The 24,668-nt window shown below is 30.3% G+C and carries 23 protein-coding genes, 1 pseudogene and 1 riboswitch; of the genes and pseudogenes, 21 read left to right on the top strand and 3 right to left on the bottom strand.

From position 1 onward, the window contains the following. The first annotated feature begins 31 nt into the window (after positions 1 to 31). The 19 genes and pseudogenes from JYG23_RS04190 to JYG23_RS04105 all read left to right on the top strand — a co-directional run bounded on the left by JYG23_RS04190 (position 32) and on the right by JYG23_RS04105 (position 19,027). Entirely contained in the window at positions 32 to 235 is a 204-nt protein-coding gene (locus JYG23_RS04190; RefSeq protein ID WP_207237289.1) for a hypothetical protein, read from the top strand. Between the two features lie 62 nt (positions 236 to 297). Next, a complete protein-coding gene (locus JYG23_RS04185) occupies positions 298 to 465 on the top strand; it encodes a hypothetical protein (RefSeq protein WP_207237288.1) in 168 nt (55 codons plus the stop codon). Between the two features lie 287 nt (positions 466 to 752). Beyond that, positions 753 to 1,292 (top strand): GNAT family N-acetyltransferase, encoded by a 540-nt coding sequence (locus JYG23_RS04180; RefSeq protein WP_207237286.1) that lies wholly within the window; start codon positions 753 to 755, stop codon positions 1,290 to 1,292. Positions 1,293 to 1,625: 333 nt separating this feature from the next. Next, complete coding sequence (locus JYG23_RS04175; protein WP_207237285.1) at positions 1,626 to 2,291, top strand: Type 1 glutamine amidotransferase-like domain-containing protein; 666 nt, start codon at positions 1,626 to 1,628, stop codon at positions 2,289 to 2,291. 401 nt (positions 2,292 to 2,692) lie between these two features. Further along, positions 2,693 to 3,628, top strand: a complete 936-nt coding sequence (locus tag JYG23_RS04170) for a hypothetical protein (protein WP_207237284.1) — start codon at positions 2,693 to 2,695, stop codon at positions 3,626 to 3,628. 363 nt (positions 3,629 to 3,991) lie between these two features. Next, positions 3,992 to 4,843 carry a GNAT family N-acetyltransferase gene (locus tag JYG23_RS04165; protein ID WP_207237283.1) on the top strand — a complete coding sequence of 284 codons (852 nt, stop codon included), beginning with the start codon at positions 3,992 to 3,994 and terminating at the stop codon, positions 4,841 to 4,843. A 455-nt stretch (positions 4,844 to 5,298) separates the two neighbouring features. Next, positions 5,299 to 6,191 (top strand): annotated as a pseudogene (locus JYG23_RS04160) (5'-nucleotidase). Between the two features lie 572 nt (positions 6,192 to 6,763). Further along, entirely contained in the window at positions 6,764 to 7,501 is a 738-nt protein-coding gene (locus JYG23_RS14810) for a reverse transcriptase domain-containing protein (RefSeq protein ID WP_242631596.1), read from the top strand. Between the two features lie 56 nt (positions 7,502 to 7,557). Further along, a complete protein-coding gene (locus tag JYG23_RS14805; protein WP_242631630.1) occupies positions 7,558 to 8,022 on the top strand; it encodes a hypothetical protein in 465 nt (154 codons plus the stop codon). Positions 8,023 to 8,429: 407 nt separating this feature from the next. Beyond that, entirely contained in the window at positions 8,430 to 8,906 is a 477-nt protein-coding gene (locus tag JYG23_RS04150; RefSeq protein WP_207237281.1) for a GNAT family N-acetyltransferase, read from the top strand. 288 nt (positions 8,907 to 9,194) lie between these two features. Continuing rightward, entirely contained in the window at positions 9,195 to 10,748 is a 1,554-nt protein-coding gene (locus JYG23_RS04145; RefSeq protein WP_207237280.1) for a DNA mismatch repair protein MutS, read from the top strand. Between the two features lie 186 nt (positions 10,749 to 10,934). Further along, positions 10,935 to 11,534: a M23 family metallopeptidase gene (locus JYG23_RS04140; RefSeq protein ID WP_207237279.1), complete on the top strand. Its 600-nt coding sequence runs from the start codon at positions 10,935 to 10,937 to the stop codon at positions 11,532 to 11,534. A 347-nt stretch (positions 11,535 to 11,881) separates the two neighbouring features. Beyond that, entirely contained in the window at positions 11,882 to 12,373 is a 492-nt protein-coding gene (locus tag JYG23_RS04135) for an NUDIX hydrolase (RefSeq protein WP_207237278.1), read from the top strand. A gap of 321 nt (positions 12,374 to 12,694) precedes the next feature. After that, positions 12,695 to 13,219, top strand: a complete 525-nt coding sequence (locus tag JYG23_RS04130) for a GNAT family N-acetyltransferase (protein ID WP_207237277.1) — start codon at positions 12,695 to 12,697, stop codon at positions 13,217 to 13,219. A 409-nt stretch (positions 13,220 to 13,628) separates the two neighbouring features. Next, positions 13,629 to 13,955 carry a MazG nucleotide pyrophosphohydrolase domain-containing protein gene (locus JYG23_RS04125; RefSeq protein ID WP_207237276.1) on the top strand — a complete coding sequence of 109 codons (327 nt, stop codon included), beginning with the start codon at positions 13,629 to 13,631 and terminating at the stop codon, positions 13,953 to 13,955. A 711-nt stretch (positions 13,956 to 14,666) separates the two neighbouring features. Beyond that, on the top strand, positions 14,667 to 15,926 hold the full coding sequence (gene ltrA / locus JYG23_RS04120; RefSeq protein WP_207235088.1) for a group II intron reverse transcriptase/maturase: 1,260 nt from the start codon (positions 14,667 to 14,669) through the stop codon (positions 15,924 to 15,926). 353 nt (positions 15,927 to 16,279) lie between these two features. Further along, on the top strand, positions 16,280 to 16,663 hold the full coding sequence (locus JYG23_RS04115) for a hypothetical protein (protein ID WP_207237275.1): 384 nt from the start codon (positions 16,280 to 16,282) through the stop codon (positions 16,661 to 16,663). A 46-nt stretch (positions 16,664 to 16,709) separates the two neighbouring features. Then, the gene (locus JYG23_RS04110; RefSeq protein ID WP_207237273.1) at positions 16,710 to 18,425 is read left to right on the top strand and encodes a hypothetical protein; all 1,716 of its coding nucleotides are present in this window, start codon (positions 16,710 to 16,712) and stop codon (positions 18,423 to 18,425) included. A 377-nt stretch (positions 18,426 to 18,802) separates the two neighbouring features. Next, positions 18,803 to 19,027 carry a hypothetical protein gene (locus JYG23_RS04105; protein WP_242631629.1) on the top strand — a complete coding sequence of 75 codons (225 nt, stop codon included), beginning with the start codon at positions 18,803 to 18,805 and terminating at the stop codon, positions 19,025 to 19,027. A 453-nt stretch (positions 19,028 to 19,480) separates the two neighbouring features. Here the strand turns inward: JYG23_RS04105 and JYG23_RS04100 are convergent, their stop codons facing one another. Together JYG23_RS04100 and JYG23_RS04095 are read right to left on the bottom strand one after the other, a co-directional pair. After that, entirely contained in the window at positions 19,481 to 20,659 is a 1,179-nt protein-coding gene (locus tag JYG23_RS04100; RefSeq protein WP_207237271.1) for a phosphoribosylaminoimidazolecarboxamide formyltransferase, read from the bottom strand. Positions 20,660 to 20,704: 45 nt separating this feature from the next. Then, complete coding sequence (locus JYG23_RS04095; protein WP_207237269.1) at positions 20,705 to 21,418, bottom strand: IMP cyclohydrolase; 714 nt, start codon at positions 21,416 to 21,418, stop codon at positions 20,705 to 20,707. Positions 21,419 to 21,467: 49 nt separating this feature from the next. Further along, positions 21,468 to 21,550, bottom strand: a riboswitch (ZMP/ZTP riboswitch). 171 nt (positions 21,551 to 21,721) lie between these two features. Between JYG23_RS04095 and JYG23_RS04090 the strand changes: the two genes are divergently transcribed. Together JYG23_RS04090 and JYG23_RS04085 are read left to right on the top strand one after the other, a co-directional pair. Further along, the gene (locus JYG23_RS04090; protein WP_207237268.1) at positions 21,722 to 23,092 is read left to right on the top strand and encodes a hypothetical protein; all 1,371 of its coding nucleotides are present in this window, start codon (positions 21,722 to 21,724) and stop codon (positions 23,090 to 23,092) included. A 120-nt stretch (positions 23,093 to 23,212) separates the two neighbouring features. Continuing rightward, a complete protein-coding gene (locus JYG23_RS04085; protein ID WP_207237267.1) occupies positions 23,213 to 23,623 on the top strand; it encodes a GNAT family N-acetyltransferase in 411 nt (136 codons plus the stop codon). Between the two features lie 54 nt (positions 23,624 to 23,677). Here JYG23_RS04085 and JYG23_RS04080 read toward each other — a convergent pair whose 3' ends face one another. Then, positions 23,678 to 24,577, bottom strand: coding sequence for a radical SAM protein (locus tag JYG23_RS04080; protein ID WP_207237265.1), 900 nt, complete (start codon positions 24,575 to 24,577; stop codon positions 23,678 to 23,680). Positions 24,578 to 24,668: the final 91 nt, after the last annotated feature.

Here is a 24,668-nt window from a genome sequence, read left to right as displayed (position 1 = left end):
AAATGTATTTATATTAATTTGGAGGTAATAAATGTACGCTAAAATATTTGAAATGATTGGTAATATCTATATTGTAGCTTGGTTTGTTTGGCCATTTGTTTTTGTATTTTCTTTTGTTGATGGATTAGTCAAGTCATTAAAAAATGGGAAATTAGCTACAAAGGAATTAGTTATAGCATCAATTTCAATGACTGTAATAATAGCAGGTTTGTTTTTACCTTATTTCATTAGTTAAAATATAATATAGTATTTATAATACTTAGTTTTAGAGGAATATATGAAAAAAGCAAATAAATTATGTTAACAATTATATTTCAAAGCGATCTTATGATTAACGTTGGATATATTAAAAGAAAGAATACATATTTTATAACAGTTGTTTTAGAGGTCTCAATTGAAGGCTGGAAATCTCCAATTGAGCTGGTTGAAGTTCATAGCAAAGAATCTCTTGTAGACGAAATATAAAATACAATTTTAAAATTTTGTAATTACTTAAATTAGGTTGGTAATAAGGGATGTGAATATACAACGTTACATAACAACATGTTCACGCAAGGGTCTTAGTAGTAACGTCAAGCGAGCAAGTCAGAACACATCACTTCACCGGGTGTGACCACCGCCAAGACGGTCTAGCTCTGATGTCCGGTTCAGTGAAGTCGTGAACACAGAGGCGTTATGTGAAATATCCATAGCAAATTTTTTGTTAAATTTAAGAATTAAGATGAAGTTTTACATTGAAAAGGAGAAAGAAAATGACAGAAATTATTTTAGATAGGTTAGTAATAAGAAGATTTAGAGAAAAAGATTTCAAAGATTTACATGATTATTTATCAGATGAAAAAGTAGTTAAATACGAGCCATATGGAGTGTTTAGTGAAGAAGAAACTAAAGAAGAATTAGAATATAGAATAGATAGCAAATCTTTTTTTGCGGTTTGTATTAAAGAAACGGACAAGGTTATTGGTAATATATATTTTAATGAAGGTGATTTTGGTACATGGGAATTAGGATTTGTATTTAACAAGTCATACCAAGGTTATGGATATGCAACTGAAAGTACAAAAGGAATAATGAAATATGCGTTTGAAGAATTAAATGTTAGAAGAATTGTTGCTATGTGTAATCCTGAAAATGAAAGATCATGGAAATTACTTGAAAGGTTGAAAATGAGAAGAGAGGGAACATTACTGCAAAATATATATTTTAAAAAGGACAATGATGGGAACCCAATCTGGCTTGATACATATGAGTATGGAATTTTAAGAAGTGAGTGGAATAAAGATATTAATTAATTGAGTAACTATAAACCGAAGAGAGTTATAGGATACCCCACATAACAACATGTTCCCGCAAGGGTGCATAGAAGTGACGTTCAGAGAGGGAAAGTCAGCACCACATTCCCCAGCTAACCGAGTCGGCGCCCTGCAACCTAAGATAAGAGCTATCTAAGGTTGCAGAACACCTGTAACGTTGATAAACGTCGGGAACAAGGGGGCGTTAGACGAAACTGTCTTATTCATTACGTGGTATTCCTTTGGGGGAAATCATTTAATGGATATAGTATTTCGCATTTTTTAGGATGTAACAAATATTCGAAAATAATAAAATAGAAATGGAGAATATGTATGATAAACATATTATTGAGTCACTATTATTTTCACGAAGACTGGGCAAAAGATACATTAAAAAATTATATAAATAAAAATGATAAAGTTGTAATAGTTCCATTTTCTTTTGATGATGATGAGATAAGTAATACGAGTGAATGGGAAAATGCTTATAACAGAGAGAATGGTAATTATAAAGAAGTGGTTGAACCATTTTTAGAGTATGGTATTGATGAGGATAAGATTATATGGTTAAATTACTTTGAAGATACTGACGAAGAAATTAAAAGAATAGTCGAAAGCAGCAATATAATATTTTTCACTGGTGGACTTACTGATAGAGCAATTGAACGAGTAATAGAAAAAGGTTTGTTAAATTATATTGATAATTGTAGAGTAGTTATAGGTGCAAGTGCAGGTGCTTTAATGCAGTTAGTTAAATATTTCATAATTCCAGATGAAGATTTTTCAGATTTAATGTATTTCAATGGACTTGGATTAATAAACACAGATTTTTATATTGTAGTTCATTATAAGGATACTGAATTTCACAACAATTGTATTAAAATAGCTTTAAAAGAAAAAACCGATACTATTTATGCCATAGGAGATAGAGGAGGAATCGTTATAGATAACGAAAATCTTTTAGTATTTGGGAATGTAACTATTTTTAGAAATAAATAATTATTATTAAATTGAAATAAAATAAAATGAGGGAATTGCTACGAGGCTGAATAAGCCAATAACGTATAACAACATGTTCACGCAAGGGTCTAAGAAGTAGCGTCAAGGAAGAAAGCCAGACAACATCCCTTCGCCGGGTGCGAGCACCGCCCAGACGGTCTAGCTATGATTGTCCGGTTCAGTGACGTCGGGAACACAAGACCGTTATATGACAGTGACTTATTCATTTCAGGGTATTCCTCTTGGGTCAAAGTGAAGGAATAAGGTAAAATTGGTATAGTCTGTAAACTAGCTCATAAAAATTTATCTCGAATATTATTTACTGTTATTAATATATTATACTAAGCTATATATTGGAAGGTAAAATGAAAATATTTATTATTAGTAAGAAAAAAATTATTATGATGATTACAATTGTTTTTTCAATCCTGGTTTTATTAGCAATAATAGTTAGTAAACAAAATAAACATGTGACAGTTGATAATGATTTGCATCAAGTTTATAGATATTCAACTAATGATAACAATGACAATTATCAAGCTATTGAAACAGAATATTTCCGCCCATCCAATTTACCAATTTTAAATAATAAAGATTTTAGATCGAATTTTTTTAGCCAATTTTATGGAAAAGAACCAGATAATATTACTTTGCCAAGTTATTTGCTAGAGGAGCCCGAAGATACAATAATAAATTATTTTAGTGTTTTAAAACAGGCAGCAAATCCCGTTGAAGGAAAAGGTACAGGATGTGGTACACTAGGATATTCAAGGAATCCCTATCCAGTTGCTTATAATTTTTTGTCATCTAATTATCAAGAGAAATTAAGCTATGATGAGTTTCTAGCTTTATTTGAAAATATGCTTCATATGAATTTAATTAAAGTACATGAAGTTCCTGAAAATGAGAGTTGTGATGGTACACGTTATTTTATTGAGTTTGAATCCATTGTAGGATCTGAAGATTTTATTGGCCATTTTGCATATTACTATGGTTTTATATGTATGGAAGAGGAAGGAGAAAACTATAAAATTGGTAATATACATTTTCAGGGGGAAGATTACTTGTGTGCCCCTTATCATGGATGGAATTATATTGGAGAAGCCGTTGTGGATATTACTTATGGTAATTGGTGTTCTTTAGTTGAGGAACGCTATGAAACTCAACAAGATGGTTACGTCAAAAACATATATTTCAAAGGAACAGATGGTTACGAGTATTGGATACAATTTTTCCAACTAACTAATGGAAAAGACATAGAGATTGCTCAATATAGAAAGAATAATAATGGTGAATGGGAACTAATTAAAATGAATCCAAAAGGTTGTCTAGATTAGAAAAAATCAATAGTTTACTACATATTTAGATGATAATAAGTAATAGATTTTATTAGACAAGCTATTAGGGTAGGAGCTTCGAAGATGAATAAGTCACCGTCACATAACAATATATTTCCGTTCGCTACGCATATCCCACAGCCTAAGCGCGTCGCGACAGTCATTGCATTAGCCCTTATTCAGGGCATGAGCAACTCCTTCTAAGGCTCTGGAACGTCAGAAATACGGTTCCGTTAGGCAACAGATAATACTACTTAATTAAAAGACAAAAGATGTAAATATATTAGTTGATATAATATGACTCAATTGTAGAATATTGTGAAGTAAGGATTATTTAGATTTACAAGAACAGGAGGAATTTACATGAGAATCGAAACAGCAAATAGATTAACAGAAAATCAGATGACTGAAATTCTAAATTTAGAAACAGTCGTTTTTCGTGAAGATGCTTTAGAAAATCATGCTTTTTTATCAAATGAAATTAACTTTGACAAGACATTGCAGTGCTTCTACATGTGCTATGAAAATGATGTGTTAGTTGCTTTTTTAACTACCTTTATGCCCACTTCTTATGAAGCGGAAATATTAGCGGTTACTCATCCAGAGTACAGAGGAAAAGGATGTTTTAAAAAACTGTTTCAGTCTGCTAATGAAACGTTATTATTGGCAGGAATAAAGAAAATTTTGTTGGTTGTAGAACCGAAAAGTAAAAGTGGTGTTGAAGTTTTAAAAACCTTTGAGTGTGCGAAGTTGGAGCGTTCAGAATACAGGATGTCTTATAATGGTTCAAAAAGTTTGCCAGAATATCCAGATTTGCATTTTTTCGAGGTAAATAATCAAAACAAAGAAATTTTTGCAAAAATTACAAAGGATGCTTTTCCCGATTTAGAGGAAAGTAGTAATTTTATTGATACTGTAATTTCTTCTGAAAACCGAAAGGGGTATGTAGCTTACAAAGAAGGAATTCCTGTAGGCGTTTTTGATTTTAATTATGAAGAAGGAGATACTTTCCTTTATGGTGTAGCAATATACACACCATATCGTGGAAAAGGATTTGGAAAGCAATTGGTTGGGTTTGCATTGACTGAGGGAATAAAAAAAATGGATAAAGTAGTGCTTGATGTGGATTCGAAAAATCCAACAGCTTTTCATTTATATAAGAAGTGTGGATTTCAGATTGATTTTCAAGTTGATTATTATAAATGTGAGTTTTAGTAATACTATGTAAATTGAGTATAACCATTATTTAAATTAGTACGTATTCTTCGTACTTTGTGAACTAACGGGTCTACTTAATATAAGCTCTAAGTTATATTAAATATTAAATTTATTTTAACTAATAGGAAAATAAAAAGATTCGTAGTTTGAATATTGTAGAATATTGTTTGCAATAGTGGCTACAGGTGATTTCCGTATTATCCATCGCCTAACAATGTATTTCCATTCGTTCGGGTTGGGTATTCCTAGAGGGTCAGCCCTCACACATCCCACCACCTAAGCGCGTTGCGACAGTCATCGCATTAGCCCTTATTCAGGGCATGAGCGATTCCTTCTAAGGTGCTGGGACGTCAGAAATACGGGGCCGTTAGGCGAAATAGATTATCCATATTGGATTGATATATAATAAAAATATTTTGAAGTAATAGTTATATTACTAGGAAGGAGAGAATATGGCATATGATTTAAGTGAAAAATTAGTAATTGCATATCTTCACGCGCATTGTTTGATTTGAAAAATGAGAATTCAATTTTTGAAAAAGAAGGCTTAGATGCTTATTCTAAATATCAGTTAGAACATGAAGAGTTGCAGTTAGAAGAAGGTACAGCATTTCCACTAATTAAGGCTTTACTTTCATTAAATGAGAGATTTGAAGATCCCATTGTAGAAGTTATTGTAATCTCAAGAAATAATCCAGAAACTGGTTTAAGAGTTTTTAATTCAATAGATAAACATGGATTAAATATTGTCAGGGCGGCATTTACAGGTGGTGAGGAGATTGCAAGATATTTAGGTGCATTTAAAACTGATTTATTTCTTTCCAAAAATGAATATGATGTACAACAAGCAATAGATAGTGGATTTGCTGCAGCATTGATTTATGATGTACCATCTGATTTTAACCCAGATGAATCTCAAATAAGAATTGCATTTGATGCAGATGCTGTTGTTTTTTCTGATGAATCTGAGGAAATCTATAAATCAGAAGGTTTGGAGGCTTTTTTAGAGCACGAAAATAAAAATGTGAAAAAAGATTTACCAGAAGGACCTTTTGCAAAGTTATTACGAACTTTATCATTAATAAAAGACAAGGATCCTAAATTAATAAGGATAGCAATTGTTAACGCTAGAAATAGTCCAGCACATAAAAGAGTTATATACACACTTAGAAGTTGGGGAGTAAATGTAGATGAAGTATTTTTTCTTGGGGGTATTCAAAAAAAAGAAGTGTTAAAAGCTTTTAATGCCCATATATTCTTTGATGACCAAGATGTACACGTAAAACCAGCAAGTGAGGTAATACCTTCTAGTAGGGTTCCATATAAGAATAAAGTAAATGATTGATAAAAATAAGTATATACTTTATAAATCTACATTGTCTAACAACGTGTTCCCACAAGGGTGCCAGAGGAGTGCGCCAGTTCGGCGTTTAATATATAGCTAGGTGAAACTCCTAGCCTGGTAAAGTTTAGCCAACAGCCAGTATCTAGCCTTGGAGCCGAAGCGGTGACGTAAGGTTTAAGCGTAGGCAAGAAAGTTTGAGAGCCGTAATGCGAAAGCGTGAAGTGATAGAGCCTCGTTAGTCCGATAAGTGAAAGTCGATGTCATTCCTCTGACAGCAGACAAAAAGAAATAACCGATAAAGGCAAGGTTATGGAAATTTCACCGGGGTCTGAGAGCATGGCGAGCAAACAAGGTATATTAAGCGTACCTGGGAGGTCTTGTAGTTTTCTGAATAACAAAAACAGATAAGGATGGCATAAGGTGTAGAAAACCAAAGAAGTCTTAAGAGCTGCAAGAAGTCGGACTAATTCATAGTAGTGAAGAAGTAGATGAAAGTCTATGGAGCAAAGGGATTAGCATGTAAGACAATTCGGAAAGTAACACATGAAAGACACTAGAGGTTAAATAAACACATGGGAAAGATACAAGAAGAAATAAAAGAACTATCAATAAAACACGCAAAACTGCAAACACTAATGCACTATGTAAATGAAGAAAATTTAAAACAGGTGCATGAAAAACAGGACAAGAAAAAAGCAGTAGGAATAGATGGAGTAACAAAAGAACAATATTCAGAACAACTAGAAGATAATATAAAAATTCTCCTAGAAAAAATGAAGAAGTTCGGATACAAACCAAAACCCACAAGAAGAGTAATGATACCAAAAAGCGATGGAAAAATGCGATCATTAGGAATACTGTCATATGAAGATAAGTTAGTACAAACAATAATGGCAGAAATATTGAATGGAGTATATGAACCAAGATTTCTTGATATATCATATGGTTTTAGACCAAACAGAAATTGCCATCAAGCAATAAAAATGATAAACAATACGATAATGCACAAAAACGTAAACTATATACTAGACTGTGATATAAAAGGCTTTTTCGACAATGTAGACCAAGGATGGCTAATGAAATTTTTAGAACACGATATACAAGATAAGAATTTTCTTAGATATATAGTAAGATTTCTAAAAGCAGGAATATGGGAAGACATGAAATACGTAGAAAGTGACAAAGGAACAATTCAGGGTGGAAATATATCACCAGTATTGGCAAATGTATACCTACACTATGTATTAGATATATGGTTTGAAAAGTCGGTGAAACCAAAACTGCATGGAGAAGCGTATCTGGTGAGATAGCAGATGACTTTGCAATACAGTTTCAAGCAGAAAGCGAAGCGGAAAAAGTATACAAGATGCTAATAGAGAGATTGAAAACATTTGGATTAGAAGTAGCAATAGAAAAGACAAGGATAATACCATTCGGAAAACATAGAGGAACAAAAGAAAATTTTGATTTTCTCGGATTTACATTTGTAAATGGAAAAACAAAAAATGGTAAATATCGTGTGCATATCAATACAAGTAAGAAAAAGCTAAAAGTAAAAAGGCAAAATGCGAAAAGTTGGCTAAAAGAAGTAATGCACAAACCTATTGATACAATAATGAAAAGCTTGAAAAGAAAACTGGTGGGACACTATAACTACTATGGGATAAGTGGAAATATCAAAGGAATAAAGAAATTCCACGGATATGTTAAATACCAATGCTATAAAAGATTAAACAGAAGACATCAAAAGAAAAGCATGTCTTATGATATATTTGAAAAAATATGGGAAGCATATATTCCAAGTCCAAAGATTTGTGTAAACATATGGTAGAACTATAAAGTTTTATATGAAGAGCCGTATGCCTAAATAGGGCACGTACGGTTCCGTGAGGGGCGAACAGACAGTAACCTTTTACTTTAAGAAAACCTTAAAAAGAAAGGGTGTCGGGTTCGTCTACTCGACAAGACAGCTGGAAAGCAAGTTAATAAAGGACGAGCTAGCAAGAAGAAAGTCAGCACCACATTCCTCAACCTAAGCGCGTCGCGTCAGTCGTTGCATTAGCCCTTGGCAGGGCATGAGCAACTCCTTCTAAAGGTTGAGAAACGTCGTGAACACAAAAACGTTAGATGCCATAACAACTATTTTATCTATAAGGTTTGAGTTTATAGTAGGAATATGCTAATATATGTAAAGATACCAAAGTATTGAAAATGAAATATTATTGGAGGTTGAATATTATGAACATAATACTAAAGCAAAGAATGAAGGATCATGTTGTGATTTTCTGGGAGAAAACTCAAGATGAAGAATTACAAAAATTATTTCCCTTCAGTATTCAATCGTTAGAAGAAGCATTGAAATTATATAAAGAATCTCTAAAAGATGTTGCACTAAGTTATGGAAAAGTCATCTACTACGGAGGAAAATATATTGGAGACATATGGTGTTATTGTATAGATGAAATTAATGAAAAGATGGCGATGTTGAGCATCGTTATCTTTGAAAAGGAACTATGGGGGAAAGGTATAGCAACACGAGCTACCAAAGATTTTATTAAAGAAGTTTTTAGTAAGTATGAGTTAGAAAAGATTGGAGCTTATACATATACGTTTAATAATAGATCAATAGGTCTATTAGAAAAGGCTGGATTTGCTAAGGTTGAAACATTTGTAGAAGATGAAATTGAATCAATATATTTTGAAATAAGAAGGTAATTTAAAAGTATGAATAAGCAAACTAATTGTAACGTATAGTTTTAAGGAGTTTGACATATATGAATTATTTATAAAGATTTTAATAAAAATGTTCAAGTATTCCGTATGTGACGGCATCTAACAATATATTCCCGTTCGCTACGCACATCTCTTCGTCGGGTGCGAGCACCGCCAGGGAGAAGGGCTTTGAGAGTCCGGTTCAGCGACGTCGTGAACACAGAGCCGTTAGATGACAGACAAAGCTGGTTATTGGTAGGCTGTAGTTAAAAAAAGATGAGGATGAGAGTGATGATAAAGAAATATTTGTGTAGAAAAGATAATAATCATATTAATAAAAAAGACATAAAAGATGTAAATTTTTGTAAACTTGAGCAAGCAAATAATTATTTTAATAAAACTAGTTCATCAGTGGATGACATTACATGGAATGATTTGGACATGAACAATGTATTTGCAAGAATAAATTATACAGTTACTACTCCAGGTGAAGAATGTCTATATAGTTGGTTGAAAAATCCATTAGAAGATAAAAAAGAACTTGAAGAGCGAATGGACTTTATTAGTAGATTTAATAACAACAAAACTATTTTACACAAGTTAAGAATGAATCTTTCTAAGATAGGATATTTTAAATATAACTTCAGAAAAATAATGGAAAGTAACTTTCTAGTTAATTATGTTATGCTGGCTCTTTTTATTATACTTGCAACTATAAATTTTGCGATTATTGCGTATTCGATAAGTATAAAGGATTTTTTCTTATTACCAATCTTGATGTTGATTTTCACAATTAATTTATTTGTACATTATAAGTTTATTATGAAATATGGCGAACAATTAGAAGTTTTAAATTATATATTAAGATTATTATCTTTTAGTAGGAATAATAAAAAATTATTAGAACAATTTACATCAGAATTAGCTAATCGACTTGATAAGATTAATGATATATTAATATATATTGCTAAGAAAGGAAAAGTAATATTTACAATTGAAGGATTAGATGTACTTGCCGATTATATTAATATTACCTTCTTATTAAAAGAAATAAATTTTCTGATGATATCTAAGCAGATGCATAAGCATAAGAAAGAAATTATTGAAGTTTATGAGTTAATTGGAGAACTAGATGCTATATTAAGTATTAATAAGTATAGAAGTGATTTAGATTACTATTGCGAGCCTAATATTGATTATAATATAGAAGAAATTCATATAACTGATATGTACCACCCTTTAATAAATAATGCCATATCAAATTCTATAAGTATGTCTAAAGCTATTGTAATTACAGGATCTAATATGAGTGGAAAATCCACTTTTTTGAGAACTATCGGATTAAATGCACTATTTGCTCAAAGTATTTGTACAAGTTTATCTAAAGAACATAGAACTAGTTTTTACAGATTAATAACATCAATAAGCTTGAATGATGATGTTTTAAAAAATAAAAGTTATTTTTTAATGGAGGCAGAAGCGATTAAGCGTATGATCAGCTTAAAAGATGATAAATATCCTTCGCTTATATTAATAGATGAGATTTTCAAAGGTACAAATCCAGCAGAAAGATTAGCAGCTTCAATGGAAATATTAAATATATTAGCATTAAGTAATACAAAGGTATTTGTTACAACCCATGATTTACAGATACTATCTAAATTAGTAGGATACGAGTATTATTACTTCACAGAGAATGTTACAAAGGAATCTATGAAATTTGATTATAAGATACGTAGAGGTGTTACTACAACACGTAATGCAATAAAAATATTAGAATTTATTAAGTATCCAGATGATTTAATTACTAAAATAAACAAAAGAATTGATGCTTTGGAAATATGACTAGTTGTCCATCATCTAACAATATATTGCCGTTTGCTACGCATATCCACTTTTCTTTGGTCAAGCTTTGGGGTCAAAGTGGACGTCGTCAATAAGGGAACGTTAAGTGACAGTTTTTTTATAGGTAGTTAATTACTGCATTTGAATTTTATAGATAGAAAAATAATGTATTTTGTAGGAGGACTTATGATTAGAGATTATGAAAGTGTAAGATTATTTCCTGTATTTAAAAGAGCTATGACATATGTTGAACATTTTGCTGGAAATCTAGTTAATTTAGGAGATGCATTAGGAAGAGATTGTAATATTATTGCATTTGATATATGTTCTACACAAACAGTTGGTTGCTTGAAGGCATATAGAAATGATGGAACAAAGAATGAGGATTGGTATACGTATAATGCAGAGGTTTTGTCACCAACAAAAGGGGTTGTTAAAGAAATATATGAAAATCCTAATACAAATACCCCAGGTTCTTTCACTCCAGGACGTGCATCAAGTGTTACAATAGAAAGAGAAGATGGGGTAAATATTTTTATTGCACATGTAAAAGATATATTGGTGAAAGAAGGGGATGAAGTTAATGAAGGTGATGTTATAGCCTATGGTGGAAATAATGGATGTTCAAGATCTCCACATATACATGTAGGTGCATGGAAAGGTGAAGAATCTTTACAAGTAGAGTTTGATTTATACAATATGGGAAAAATTGTTGAAGAAGTAGGAGAAAGTTACTTTTTGACAGGTTATACAGAAGAGGAAATCAAAGAGTTAATGAAAAAGTAGTAAGTAGAAATTATTTTATAAATATATTAACTTAATAAGAATAAGAAAAAATTATTAATTTGCATACTGAAAATATTACGGGTCAATAAAAAACCATCACTTAACAACATGTTCACGCAAGGTTCTTAGATAGAACGTTCAAGGGGCAGGTCAGACCACACCACTTCACCGGGTGTAACCACCGCCAAGACGGTCTAGTTAATTCTGTCCGGTTCAGTGACGTCGAGAACATAGGGACGTTAGGTGAAAGGTCAATATAATTTCAGAGAATGTCTATGATGTCAAATTAAATGCGAAGCATATGAATTATATAATTAATAAAAATTGAGTATAAAAGGGGATATAAAATGGAGAAAAAATTTCCGACTCATATAGTAGCTGTAGATGGAATAGTAGAAAATGAAAAAAATCAAATACTTTTAGTTAAAAACTCTTATAAATGTATTTATACAATTCCTGGTGGACAAGTTGAAATAGGTGAAAATTTAATTGATGCATTAATTCGTGAAATAAAAGAAGAAACAGGAATAGATATAAGTGTTGAAAAACTAATATGTGTTTCATCAAACACAGGGACTCATGCAGGATATAATGGCTATACTATAGTTCCAACAAAAGTGATGTTTGGATTTACATGTAAATATGTAGATGGAGAATTATGTACGTCAGATGAAACATCTGAATCATTATGGATTGATAAAAATGCAGTATTAAATTATATTACAGAACCTAATTTGATAGAAAGATTTAAAGCATATTTAAACTATGAAGGATCAGTACAATATTTAGAATACATTACAAAACCGGAATATAACTTAAAATTAAAACGCTTGATATAAAACTTATAGGTAGTCAAGTAGCTTATATTGACCCAACACCTAACAACGCGTTCACATTCGTTCGGGTAGGGTCGCTTGCTATCTTGAAACATCTCTGTGGCTTGCCCTCACACATCCCTTCACCGGGATCGAAGCTCCTTCAAGAGGTCTAGCTACTAAAGACGGTTCAGGGACGTTGGGAACAAAGGAACGTTAGATGAAAGGAGAATATCATTTCAGAGAATAGTTTTTAGGTATATCTATGCGTTTAAAGTTGTCAATAAATATTAGAAAAATATAAAGAATTAATTATGTTTATACTCTAGAAAAGGAAGTGGAAATATGCTTAAGCTAATTAAAAGAGAAGAGTCATATGTAAATGGTTATAAAGAATATTGCAAAGAATTTTATGATAATAAAGTAACATATTTTTGTCCAACCAATCCTAAGTCAATAGATGAAAATTGGTATCAAAGGAGTAAGGAATGGTATGATAAAAAAGAGTTAGGACAACTTGAAGGTCAACCAAAAACTCTTCATTTTTGGGCAGTAGATGGAAATAGATTTATTGGAGAATTCCAGTTGAGAACAGAATTAACAGAAGATATTATGAATGGAATTGGTAGTATTGGATATTCGGTACGAATAACAGAGCAAAGGAAAGGGTATGGACAAAAAATATTGAAACAAGGTTTAGATATTGCAAAGAAAAATGGATTAGATAAAGTGTTGCTAAATATCAATGAACTTAATGAACAATCAATATATGTAGTTGAAAAACTTGGGGGAAAATTAATGGATAAAATACAATCATACAACAAAGCAGAAGGTAACCACTTAATGAGAAGATATTGGATTTATCTATAAGAATAAAAATGAAATGTATTTAGAATGAAAAAGAAGAAGATAAAGAAATTATTCTGTAGAATTAGTTTAGTAATGCGTTGATGGTTGATATTAACCCATCATTTAACAACATGTTTCCGCAATGGTGCTTAGGGGAACGGTCAGAGTGAGCAAGTCAGCACCACATTCCTCAGCTAACCGAGTCGGCGCCCTGCAACCTAAGATAAGAGCTATCTAAGGTTGCAAAACACCTGTAATGCTGAGAAACGTCGTGAACACAGAAACGTTATAGGACAGAATGATATAATTTAGAGAATAGCTTTGAGGTCATTATAAATGTGTATTTAAAGTTGTTTGAAATAGATGTATAGATAATGAAGATTATTTAAAAATAATGTAAAAAACAAATTTGAATTTATGAGGGTAAAAAATGGAAGAGTTTGGTTTAAATAAAATGCAAGATATTCAAAAACAGTTACAAGAAAAATATAAGGATAAATGGGAACCTATTTCACCAGAAACAGGAAAGAATCAATTACTGTGGCTAATGATAGAACTTGGTGAAGTTGCAGATATTATTAAAAAAGATGGAAATAAGAAAATTATCGAAGATTCGGACGTAAGAAGACACTTTATTGAAGAAATGTGTGATGTTCTCATGTATTTCAATGACGTAATGCTTTGCTATGATATTTCTGTTGAAGAATTGAAAGAAGTATATCTAGAAAAACATAAGAAAAATATGGAGAGATGGTAAACTCCAGTTTGTCGTTAAGATTTTGAGCATAACATGAAATATAAATAATATTATATTTTCTCAATGAATAGATATTTTAGTAGTATTTTAATATTATTAGAAATTAGATGAAAGAAAGATTTTTTTATAAAATTAGTTTAAGTAAGGCGTTAGGGAGTGCTATCATTCCGACATATAACAACGTGTTCCCACAAGGGTGCCAGAGGAGTGCGCCAGTTCGGCGTTTAATATATAGCTAGGTGAAACTCCTAGCCTGGTAAAGTTTAGCCAACAGCCAGTATCTAGCCTTGGAGCCGAAGCGGTGACGTAAGGTTTAAGCGTAGGCAAGAAAGTTTGAGAGCCGTAATGCGAAAGCGTGAAGTGATAGAGCCTCGTTAGTCCGATAAGTGAAAGTCGATGTCATTCCTCTGACAGCAGACAAAAAGAAATAACCGATAAAGGCAAGGTTATGGAAATTTCACCGGGGTCTGAGAGCATGGCGAGCAAACAAGGTATATTAAGCGTACCTGGGAGGTCTTGTAGTTTTCTGAATAACAAAAACAGATAAGGATGGCATAAGGTGTAGAAAACCAAAGAAGTCTTAAGAGCTGCAAGAAGTCGGACTAATTCATAGTAGTGAAGAAGTAGATGAAAGTCTATGGAGCAAAGGGATTAGCATGTAAGACAATTCGGAAAGTAACACATGAAAGACACTAGAGGTTAAATAAACACATGGGAAAGATACAAGAAGAAATAAAAGAACTATCAATAAAACACGCAAAACTGCAAACACTAATGCACTATGTAAATGAAGAAAATTTAAAACAGGTGCATGAAAAACAGGACAAGAAAAAAGCAGTAGGAATAGATGGAGTAACAAAAGAACAATATTCAGAACAACTAGAAGATAATATAAAAATTCTCCTAGAAAAAATGAAGAAGTTCGGATACAAACCAAAACCCACAAGAAGAGTAATGATACCAAAAAGCGATGGAAAAATGCGATCATTAGGAATACTGTCATATGAAGATAAGTTAGTACAAACAATAATGGCAGAAATATTGAATGGAGTATATGAACCAAGATTTCTTGATATATCATATGGTTTTAGACCAAACAGAAATTGCCATCAAGCAATAAAAATGATAAACAATACGATAATGCACAAAAACGTAAACTATATACTAGACTGTGATATAAAAGGCTTTTTCGACAATGTAGACCAAGGATGGCTAATGAAATTTTTAGAACACGATATACAAGATAAGAATTTTCTTAGATATATAGTAAGATTTCTAAAAGCAGGAATATGGGAAGACATGAAATACGTAGAAAGTGACAAAGGAACAATTCAGGGTGGAAATATATCACCAGTATTGGCAAATGTATACCTACACTATGTATTAGATATATGGTTTGAAAAGTCGGTGAAACCAAAACTGCATGGAGAAGCGTATCTGGTGAGATATGCAGATGACTTTGCAATACAGTTTCAAGCAGAAAGCGAAGCGGAAAAAGTATACAAGATGCTAATAGAGAGATTGAAAACATTTGGATTAGAAGTAGCAATAGAAAAGACAAGGATAATACCATTCGGAAAACATAGAGGAACAAAAGAAAATTTTGATTTTCTCGGATTTACATTTGTAAATGGAAAAACAAAAAATGGTAAATATCGTGTGCATATCAACACAAGTAAGAAAAAGCTAAAAGTAAAAAGGCAAAATGCGAAAAGTTGGCTAAAAGAAGTAATGCACAAACCTATTGATACAATAATGAAAAGCTTGAAAAGAAAACTGGTGGGACACTATAACTACTATGGGATAAGTGGAAATATCAAAGGAATAAAGAAATTCCACGGATATGTTAAATACCAATGCTACAAAAGATTAAACAGAAGACATCAAAAGAAAAGCATGTCTTATGATATATTTGAAAAAATATGGGAAGCATATATTCCAAGTCCAAAGATTTGTGTAAACATATGGTAGAACTATAAAGTTTTATATGAAGAGCCGTATGCCTAAATAGGGCACGTACGGTTCCGAGAGGGGCGAACAGACAGTAACCTTTTACTTTAAGAAAACCTTAAAAAGAAAGGGTGTCGGGTTCGTCTACTCGACACGTCGATATGGCAAGGCAGCACCACATTTCATCATCGTGTAGAGGAGAAAGTCGCTGGTGGTCCGATGGTAAAACATCGGAACTACCCGAAACGTTATGTGCAATTGTCATATTTTGTTAAACAAATTATAGTGAGGTTTTAAAGTAATGATATCAGGAGAACATAGAAGAAAATATACATTGGAGCTAAAAGAATATATTAATATTAATAAAACAATAGATGATATTAAAAAAATTATACAGCAATTTATCAACGTTAATAAGTGTTAATGGTAGAATATTTTTTATAATGTACAACAATAAACCCGTTTTAATGAACACTGAATTATTAAATTCTATTGTAGTAACATTAGAAAGTATTCAGTTATGTATTGGACACGGTAATCTTAGCGATGCATATACTTTGTTAAGAAAATATAGAGATGATTCATTTTTATTTTTATATTTCTTAGAAATAATAAATAATTTTGATATTACATCACCTAATACTAAAGAACAAGAGCATTTTTATAATTGGTGTCATAATAACTTGAATCATTTAACTATAGGCAAAATATTTCAATATTTAATAAAAAATAAAGATATAAAAATAATCAAGAAATGAAAAAATATTATTGTTTAATATGTTTTCATTATACCAGGAGGTTGTTATGAAGTTAGTTAAATTATTTATTGTTTTAATAATATCATTATCAGTTGGATTATTGGCTGGTTGTAATAAAAATGATAATTTATCAAAGGATGATTTAAAAACTATAAATCAGCTTGAAAGTGATAACTATCAGTGCAATGTTAAAATTACGGAACAATACGGACCAAATTTTCATGTAGTTTCTGTAACAGAACCTATCGAGATAAAATGGGAACAAATAAATATATCAAAAGCTGAGTACTGGTTTGATAGTGATATAGACTTAAAAAATAGAAAATTATATATTTTAAATACAGTCAACATATTAACCGAATTAAATAAAAGATATAACATTGATAATACATATGAGCTTTTTATAAGCGAAAAGGTTATAAGTCATAATGACAATAATAAAATATATATAAAATATAATAAGTGTAATTTTGATTCAGAAGATTTTATTATACAAGTTTTGTACAATATTTTTGAAGATACAAGTAATTATGGTTTGCTATATGGAGAAATGGTAGATATAGAAAAAAGTTTAAAGATTTATAATGAACAAAACCTTGTGTATAATCAAGAATATATAAAAAAACAAATTTCTAATAATCCTGATATGCTAGATTTGACATTGCCTGTATTTTCTGAAACATATTACAATTCTTTAGATATTGACTATATAAAATCATTATCGACAGAATTTGTAAGTTTTATAAAGAATAATTATAGTAATGGTCAATTTATTGAATTACTAGAGCTATCGTCAGAATATAAATTAGAGTATGATGATAAGTTTACAGAATATATGAATGAGTTTTTATTATATAAAAAATTTAATATTATAAAAGAAAAAGATACATTTATATATAGATATAAGATATATAATGATAATGATTTTCCTATATGTATATGCACAGAATGGATGAAATATTGTTTTGATACTACTTTAAAATCATTAAGCCCACGTAGTAATCCTAACAATATATCAGGAAGTATAGTATTTTCTTTTATTAAAAAAACAATAGAACATTTTGATAAAAACATGAGTGATGTTAGAAATTTCTGGAATTGTGATATAACAAAAGAGGATTGCAAGGATGTAATTACTTATTTCTCAAATCAAGAACAAATTGAACAATTTGATATAAGCATTGGTGGATATTGTGACGCTGTGAATGACTGTATTTTTATTAAAGATAGAGCATATTTTATACATGAATATACACACTATATAACACTGTATAATAAAATACGTGAACCTGATGTTATATTCAAGGAAGGTATAGCAGAGGTTTGCTCATATAAATTTGAAAGCTATAATATTGATGAATTAAATAAATTTTACATGTATGATACACATTACAATAACAAAACATTATATATTAAAGAATCTTTTAATTCATATTTGAAATCAATTGGAATTACTGAATATAACAAAAGCGTTTTTGAAAATATTGATAGACGATTTGATTTTATAGAGATAATGTATTATAAAAATTTATTAGATTTAGGCACTGAAGAGCTATGTCAAGACCAAGCATTTTACCCTTATGTGTATGGATGTTCATTTGTTAAATATTTGATTGATAATTATGGTATAGATAAATATATGCAAGTATTTGATGATTATTCAACATACAATTTTATGGAAATTTACAAAATTAATATTAATAAAATGCATAATAGGTATATAGACTATTTAGCAAATAAATATGGAGATTTTATTCATTAATAAAAAATATTATTATTCACACTTTGTTAATTATGCCAAATCAATATAATTATTTCAATATGAAAAGAACCTTTTTAGGTTCTTTTCATACTGGTATTACGCCCAGCATGGGCGAAAACTAGTCTTTGAGAGTCTGATACTGGGATTGATATGGGCACCCATTAGCTTAAGACAAGGGTGAGTTTGCAATTTAAAACAAAGCCCAATAGCTATCCGAAACAGGTAGAGTAAACTTTGGCTGATATATGGAATGAAAGTTCGCGTTCTTACCTGGGGAGGTAGAAGTGGAACTTCAAGATAAGCAAGGGGCGCTTAATAGAACTAAGGCGTGATCAAAGAGGGAAAATGAAAAAAATGAAATAATTGATACTAATAATTTGCTTGAAAGAATACTTGATAGAGAAAGTATATTCCTAGCACTTAAAAGAGTAATTCCCAATATAGGAAGTCATGGAGTAGATGGGATGAAAACTTATGAACTTAAGGAACATCTAATACAACAAGCAATAGCTCAAGAACTAAGTAAAATTTATGAGTCAATATTTTCAGAAAATTCATACGGATTTGAAGACATAGGGACGGTTTGGAGTGACAAAGTATAGAAACAGTAGTACAGTAAAACTATAATAAAACAATAAAAATTTGAGGTGAAATATGCCAAGACGAGCATGGGTAAAAAGTTCTACTGGAATATATCACATAATGATAAGATGAATAAATAAAGAAAAAATATTTATGAGTTCTATATACAAAATAAAATTCTAGAAATATTAATAGAAATAATAGACAACGTAAACCCATTTTGGTAGATTCATAGGGCTTGGTAGCTTTTAACTAAAACCGCTACTGAATTTTCTTGTGTTTATTTGATATTATAAAGTTAATCATTTAGCGAAGAAAAGACCAGAATATATGCACATTGAGATTTTGTTGTAAGCCAACTAAATATATTATTAAAAACAACAGCATTCGATTTTTCAAATCTATCGAAAGCTGTTGTTTAATTTACGTTAGTATTTTTATCAAAATAGAAAGTTTTTATTGTTTTAAATTATTTAATGATGGAACAGTCTAATACCTGTAAATGACATAACCATATTGTATTTATCACAACATTCTATAACTGCATCATCTCTTATTGAACCACCAGGTTGAGCTATATATTTTACACCGCTTTTTTTAGCTCTTTCTATATTATCGCTGAATGGGAAGAATGCGTCAGAACCTAGTGCTACGTTGTCCATTTGATTTAACCATGCACGTTTTTCTTCTTTTGTAAATATTTCTGGTTTAACCTTGAATACTCTTTGCCATGCACCTTCGGCTAAAACATCCATATATTCATCACCTATATAATTGTCGATTGCGTTGTCTCTGACAGCTCTGCCTATATTGTCTGCAAATTGTAAATTCAGTACTTTAGGAGATTGGCGAAGTAACCAGTTATCAGCTTTTTGACCTGCAAGTCTTGTACAATGAACACGAGATTGCTGTCCTGCGCCTATTCCGATTGCTTGACCGTCTTTAGCAAAGCATACAGAATTAGACTGAGTATATTTTAGTGTAATAAGTGAGATAATCAAATCTATATTAGCCTGTTTTGGTAACTCTTTATTATTTGTAACAATGTTTTTAAGTAATTCTTCATTTATTTTAAGTTCGTTTCTTCCTTGTTCGAATGTAATTCCGAAAACTTGCTTGTGCTCAACCGGCTCAGGAGAGTAGGTAGGGTCAATTTCTATAACATTGTATTTTCCACCCTTTTTTGATTTAAGTATTTCTAGTGCTTCGGGTTCATATCCGGGTGCTATAACTCCGTCTGAAACTTCTCTTTTTATAATTTTAGCTGTATCAACATCACATACATCTGATAAAGAAATGAAATCACCGAAAGATGACATTCTGTCAGCACCTCTTGCTCTTGCATAAGCACATGCCAAAGGTGATAATTCTCCCATGTCGTCAACAAAATATATTTTTTTAAGTGTATCACTCAATGGTAATCCTACAGCGGCACCTGCAGGTGATACATGCTTAAATGATGTTGCTGCAGGTAGTCCTGTTGCTTCTTTTAATTCTTTAACTAACTGCCATCCGTTAAATGCATCAAGAAAATTTATATAGCCGGGTTTTCCACTCAATACTTTTATAGGTAAGTCTTTTCCGTTTTTCATAAATATTCGTGATGGTTTTTGATTAGGGTTACAACCATATTTTAATTCTAATTCATTCATTTTATAAACTCCTGTATTATTATATATATTTTTTAAAAATAATTATTACTTATTCTTGTTTATAATTCTTGATTTATAATTTCCTGTTTCTATTTCAATATATCTGACAAATAGAGAAACTTTGTTATCTATATTTAAACTTTCCCAAAGCATCTCAGTAAATTCATCAATATTATTTTTTATTTCAACTAATGTTGGCTCACCTTCGAAGCTTGGTAGAGGATTACCATCACCCATGTAAGTATGAATAAAATGTCCTTCACCGTTCAATGGATTTTCGTATGCAAATGTATAGCGGTTGCAGGCAGTTGGATTCCCGTTGTTGCTTTTTAAAATTGACAATGCATAGTTAAACGTATTATTTTCTAAATGCATGATACCGGAAATCCTTGGTGTGTAATTTGGCGCGTCGGGCTCGAATTCTCTGGTACGTAAAGATTGCTCAAAAGTTAACTGCTTATCCATTCCTTCAAATATAGTGTCAGTTTGATCACCATTTGTAACTATCGTTTTGTTTCCAAGTACTCTAACAGGAGCATAAATAATTAAACTTGGATCAGTTAGTTTTGACGGATCAAAGGCTTTTGTTCTAATTCCAGTTCCGACTTCTTCAAAAATCCTGTTTCTTGAATTTTCACTTCTTCCCATGATGAAGTATGCAGTAACAGCATATTTACCATTTTTTGATTTACCGATTACAATTCCTCTTCCTGGATAAGAATTTGATTTTAATTCTGTTTCTAAGCTTCTGATTTGCATTTAAATAACCTCCATAATTTATATAAATAAAAAAACCGACACTCTGAGCACTAATTGCCCAGACGGTCGGCTGTAAATCCATAACTATATTCCCTGTGGTTAATTCCACTTCCGTCAGTCATATATGCAGTAAATAAATTACTACTACGAATTAATTTGATAATACCATGTAATAAATAGTATGTCAATACGTGAGATTATTTTTATTGAATTTGCCTTGAAGATATTTCTAGGAGTATAATATTATTGTTAATAATTAACACATATGATACAATGTAGCAAAATAGTTTAAGGGGGAATTATATGATATCAAGTAATAATATAATTTCTGAGAAAGTTAAAACCATTTGTTGGGGTATGGTACTAATTAGCATACATATTAATTTATTTCATTTATCATATATTTTTACAGCAATAGGTTACATGTTGATTTTTATCGGATTTAGAGACCTTTGCAATGAAAATAAATATTTTAAAATATGTTTTTATATTTCTGCATTATCTTCAATTTATTATATATTTGATATAATTTTTATTGCATCTCCGTTGAGCAAAAACGAAGTACTATTATCTATAGTTAATTTTATGATATTTATATTTAATATTATTTTAATAATAATGTTTAGTGAAGCAATATCTTATGCTTGCAAAAAAGTAAATTATAGATTAGATAAAAATCCATTTATGGGACTAATAATACTTCAAATTATGTACCTACTTATTTCTTTTACATCATTTAATAATTCTTGGATTGTTTTTATAATTATGGTTTATTTATATATTAAATTTATTAAATCTATTTATCGAATTGGCTTATGTTTATATAAATCTGAATATAATTTTATCGCACCAAAACATAAAATTTCTAATACCATTATTAGCTATGGTTATCTTTTATTTTCATTTATTATTGTTTGTTTATTTTGTGCGTTTTTTAATCATTTATATATTGAGGATAGACCTTTAGAAGAATATATAATGTCCGAAAATAGAAATAAACTAATTAACTTAGGTTTTCCTGATAATATTATAGAAGAGCTTCCTGAAGAGAATATTGAAATGATGCATAATGCGTTACAGGTATCAGTGTCAAGTGAGTATTTAGCTTTTAATAAAAATTATAAGATATATATGATAGAGGACATAGTTGAAAATAAGATTGATAAAGGTAATATAATTAAAGTTACTACAGTGTATACAGAATTGCCAAACAAAAAATTGTATGTTTTACACTATTTTGAATGGATAAATGGAAATGCTTTTTGGGAGGATGGAATCAGAATATGGGCTGACTTTGATAGAGAGTTAAAACTTGTCAATGCAAAACTTATGTTTGATAAAAATAATATTAGGTATATTGCTGACTTCCCAAGAATATGTTCAAAAAAAATGTCTTGTAATAGTTTTTTTAATTATAAATCTGATTTCTTTCAAATTTATGGCGCACTAAGCTTCCCATTTAATACAAAAAATCAAAGAGGCTACGTTTTATATTATTTTGATAGGGATGATAACGATGGTATAATATCTACATGCTCATCTTTTGAATATGTTCATTTAATTCATCCAATTAACATTCCATATATAGATACAGAACATAGAATATTGAATGGAGGAATTAATGATAATCTTGAGATTCAGCAATATACAAATTATGATTATATAACAAGATAATAAGAGAAAGATTTAAAACTTTGACCGATTTATCAATATTTGTATTGCACAGAAATAGATGATGTATTCTTCTATCTAGTACAATCAAATAATTCGAAATTAAGACAATAGGAGAATAAAATGAATATTGAAATAAAAGAAGATATAATTCCTGAATTAGAACTGCTTATCAGTTTATATAATAACGTAGGATGGACTAATTATACAAGTAATCCTAAAATGCTTGAAAATGCATATAAAAATTCACTTAAAATCATATCTGCATGGCATGATGAAAAACTTGTAGGCGTAATCAGAGTTGTAGGTGATGGCTACTCAATAATATACATACAGGATTTGCTTGTTTTAACTGAGTATCAAAGAAATCGTATAGGATATAGGTTGCTTAGTGCTGTATTTGAAAAATTTGATAATGTATACCAAAATGTTTTGTTAACAGATAATATGGAAGACAAAAAAGCTTTTTATGAAAAGTGTGGATTTAATAATAGCGAAAAATATGGATGTGTTTCATTTGTAAAATTTAATTAATAATCTTTCCGTTGCGAATATAAATTATAAGGTATTAAAGCTATGAAATAGCAATTAGTTAAAAATACTAATCTGTCTGTCTTCATAGCCTTTTTTATAGTCATTAACAATATCAGACATTTTATAAAGTATACAGTATTTTTCACATTCATGAACAAATACACTCCAAAGTTCTTTAGCATTAGGACTTCCACAACTGTATTTGTCTCCAAACTGTCTGTTGTATGATTCTTTTAAATTAAAATTAGGAAATTTTTCGTCTAATTTTTGATAATAATAATCTCTTTGATTTGATCTTAATGTCATCCCAAATGCAGCATATATAAATTTTGCTCCGTTTTGATGTGCAAGTTCTACTATTTTTTTTATATTTTTTTCACTGTCAGTTATGAAAGGCAAAACGGGCATAAGTAATATACCTGAAAATATGCCTTCTTGTGATAGCTTTCTGATAGTTTCAAAACGTTTAAATGAAGAACACACGTTAGGTTCAATAATTTTACTTAGGTTATCATTTGCTGTCGTTATTGTTAATTTACAAATAACAGGAGAATGTGTTTTGATTTTTTTAAGTATATCAATATCTCTTGTTATTAAATCACTTTTGGTCGCTATTGCTACACCAAAATCATAATAGTCAATTAGTTCCAATGCTTTTTTTGTTAATTCATATTTCTTTTCAAAAGGATTGTAAGGGTCACTCATAGAACCTGTACCAACAACTCCAACTTTTTTTCTTTTCTTTAATTCATTTTTTATTATTTCAGTTGAATTTTTTTTAGCTCTTACTTTATCAAAATTATCAACTCTATAGCATTCACTTCTGCTGTCACAGTAAATACAGCCATGACAACAGCCTTTGTATATATTCATATTATAGTTACAGCCGAACCATTTATTGTCATCAGAATAATTAGACAATATGGTTTTAGCATCAATAAATTCAAGAGTCATAAAGCCTCCCATTAATCTTTTGTATACATAATTATACTATAATTTATATTTTGATGCTATGTATATTTTATTATATTGATTGCACAAAAAA

Origin of the sequence: Sedimentibacter sp. zth1 (genome assembly GCF_017352195.1) — a bacterium.
Lineage (GTDB): Bacteria > Bacillota > Clostridia > Tissierellales > Sedimentibacteraceae > UBA1535.
Note: the sequence above shows the minus strand (reverse complement) of the source record. Positions and strands in the feature narration are given on the sequence as shown.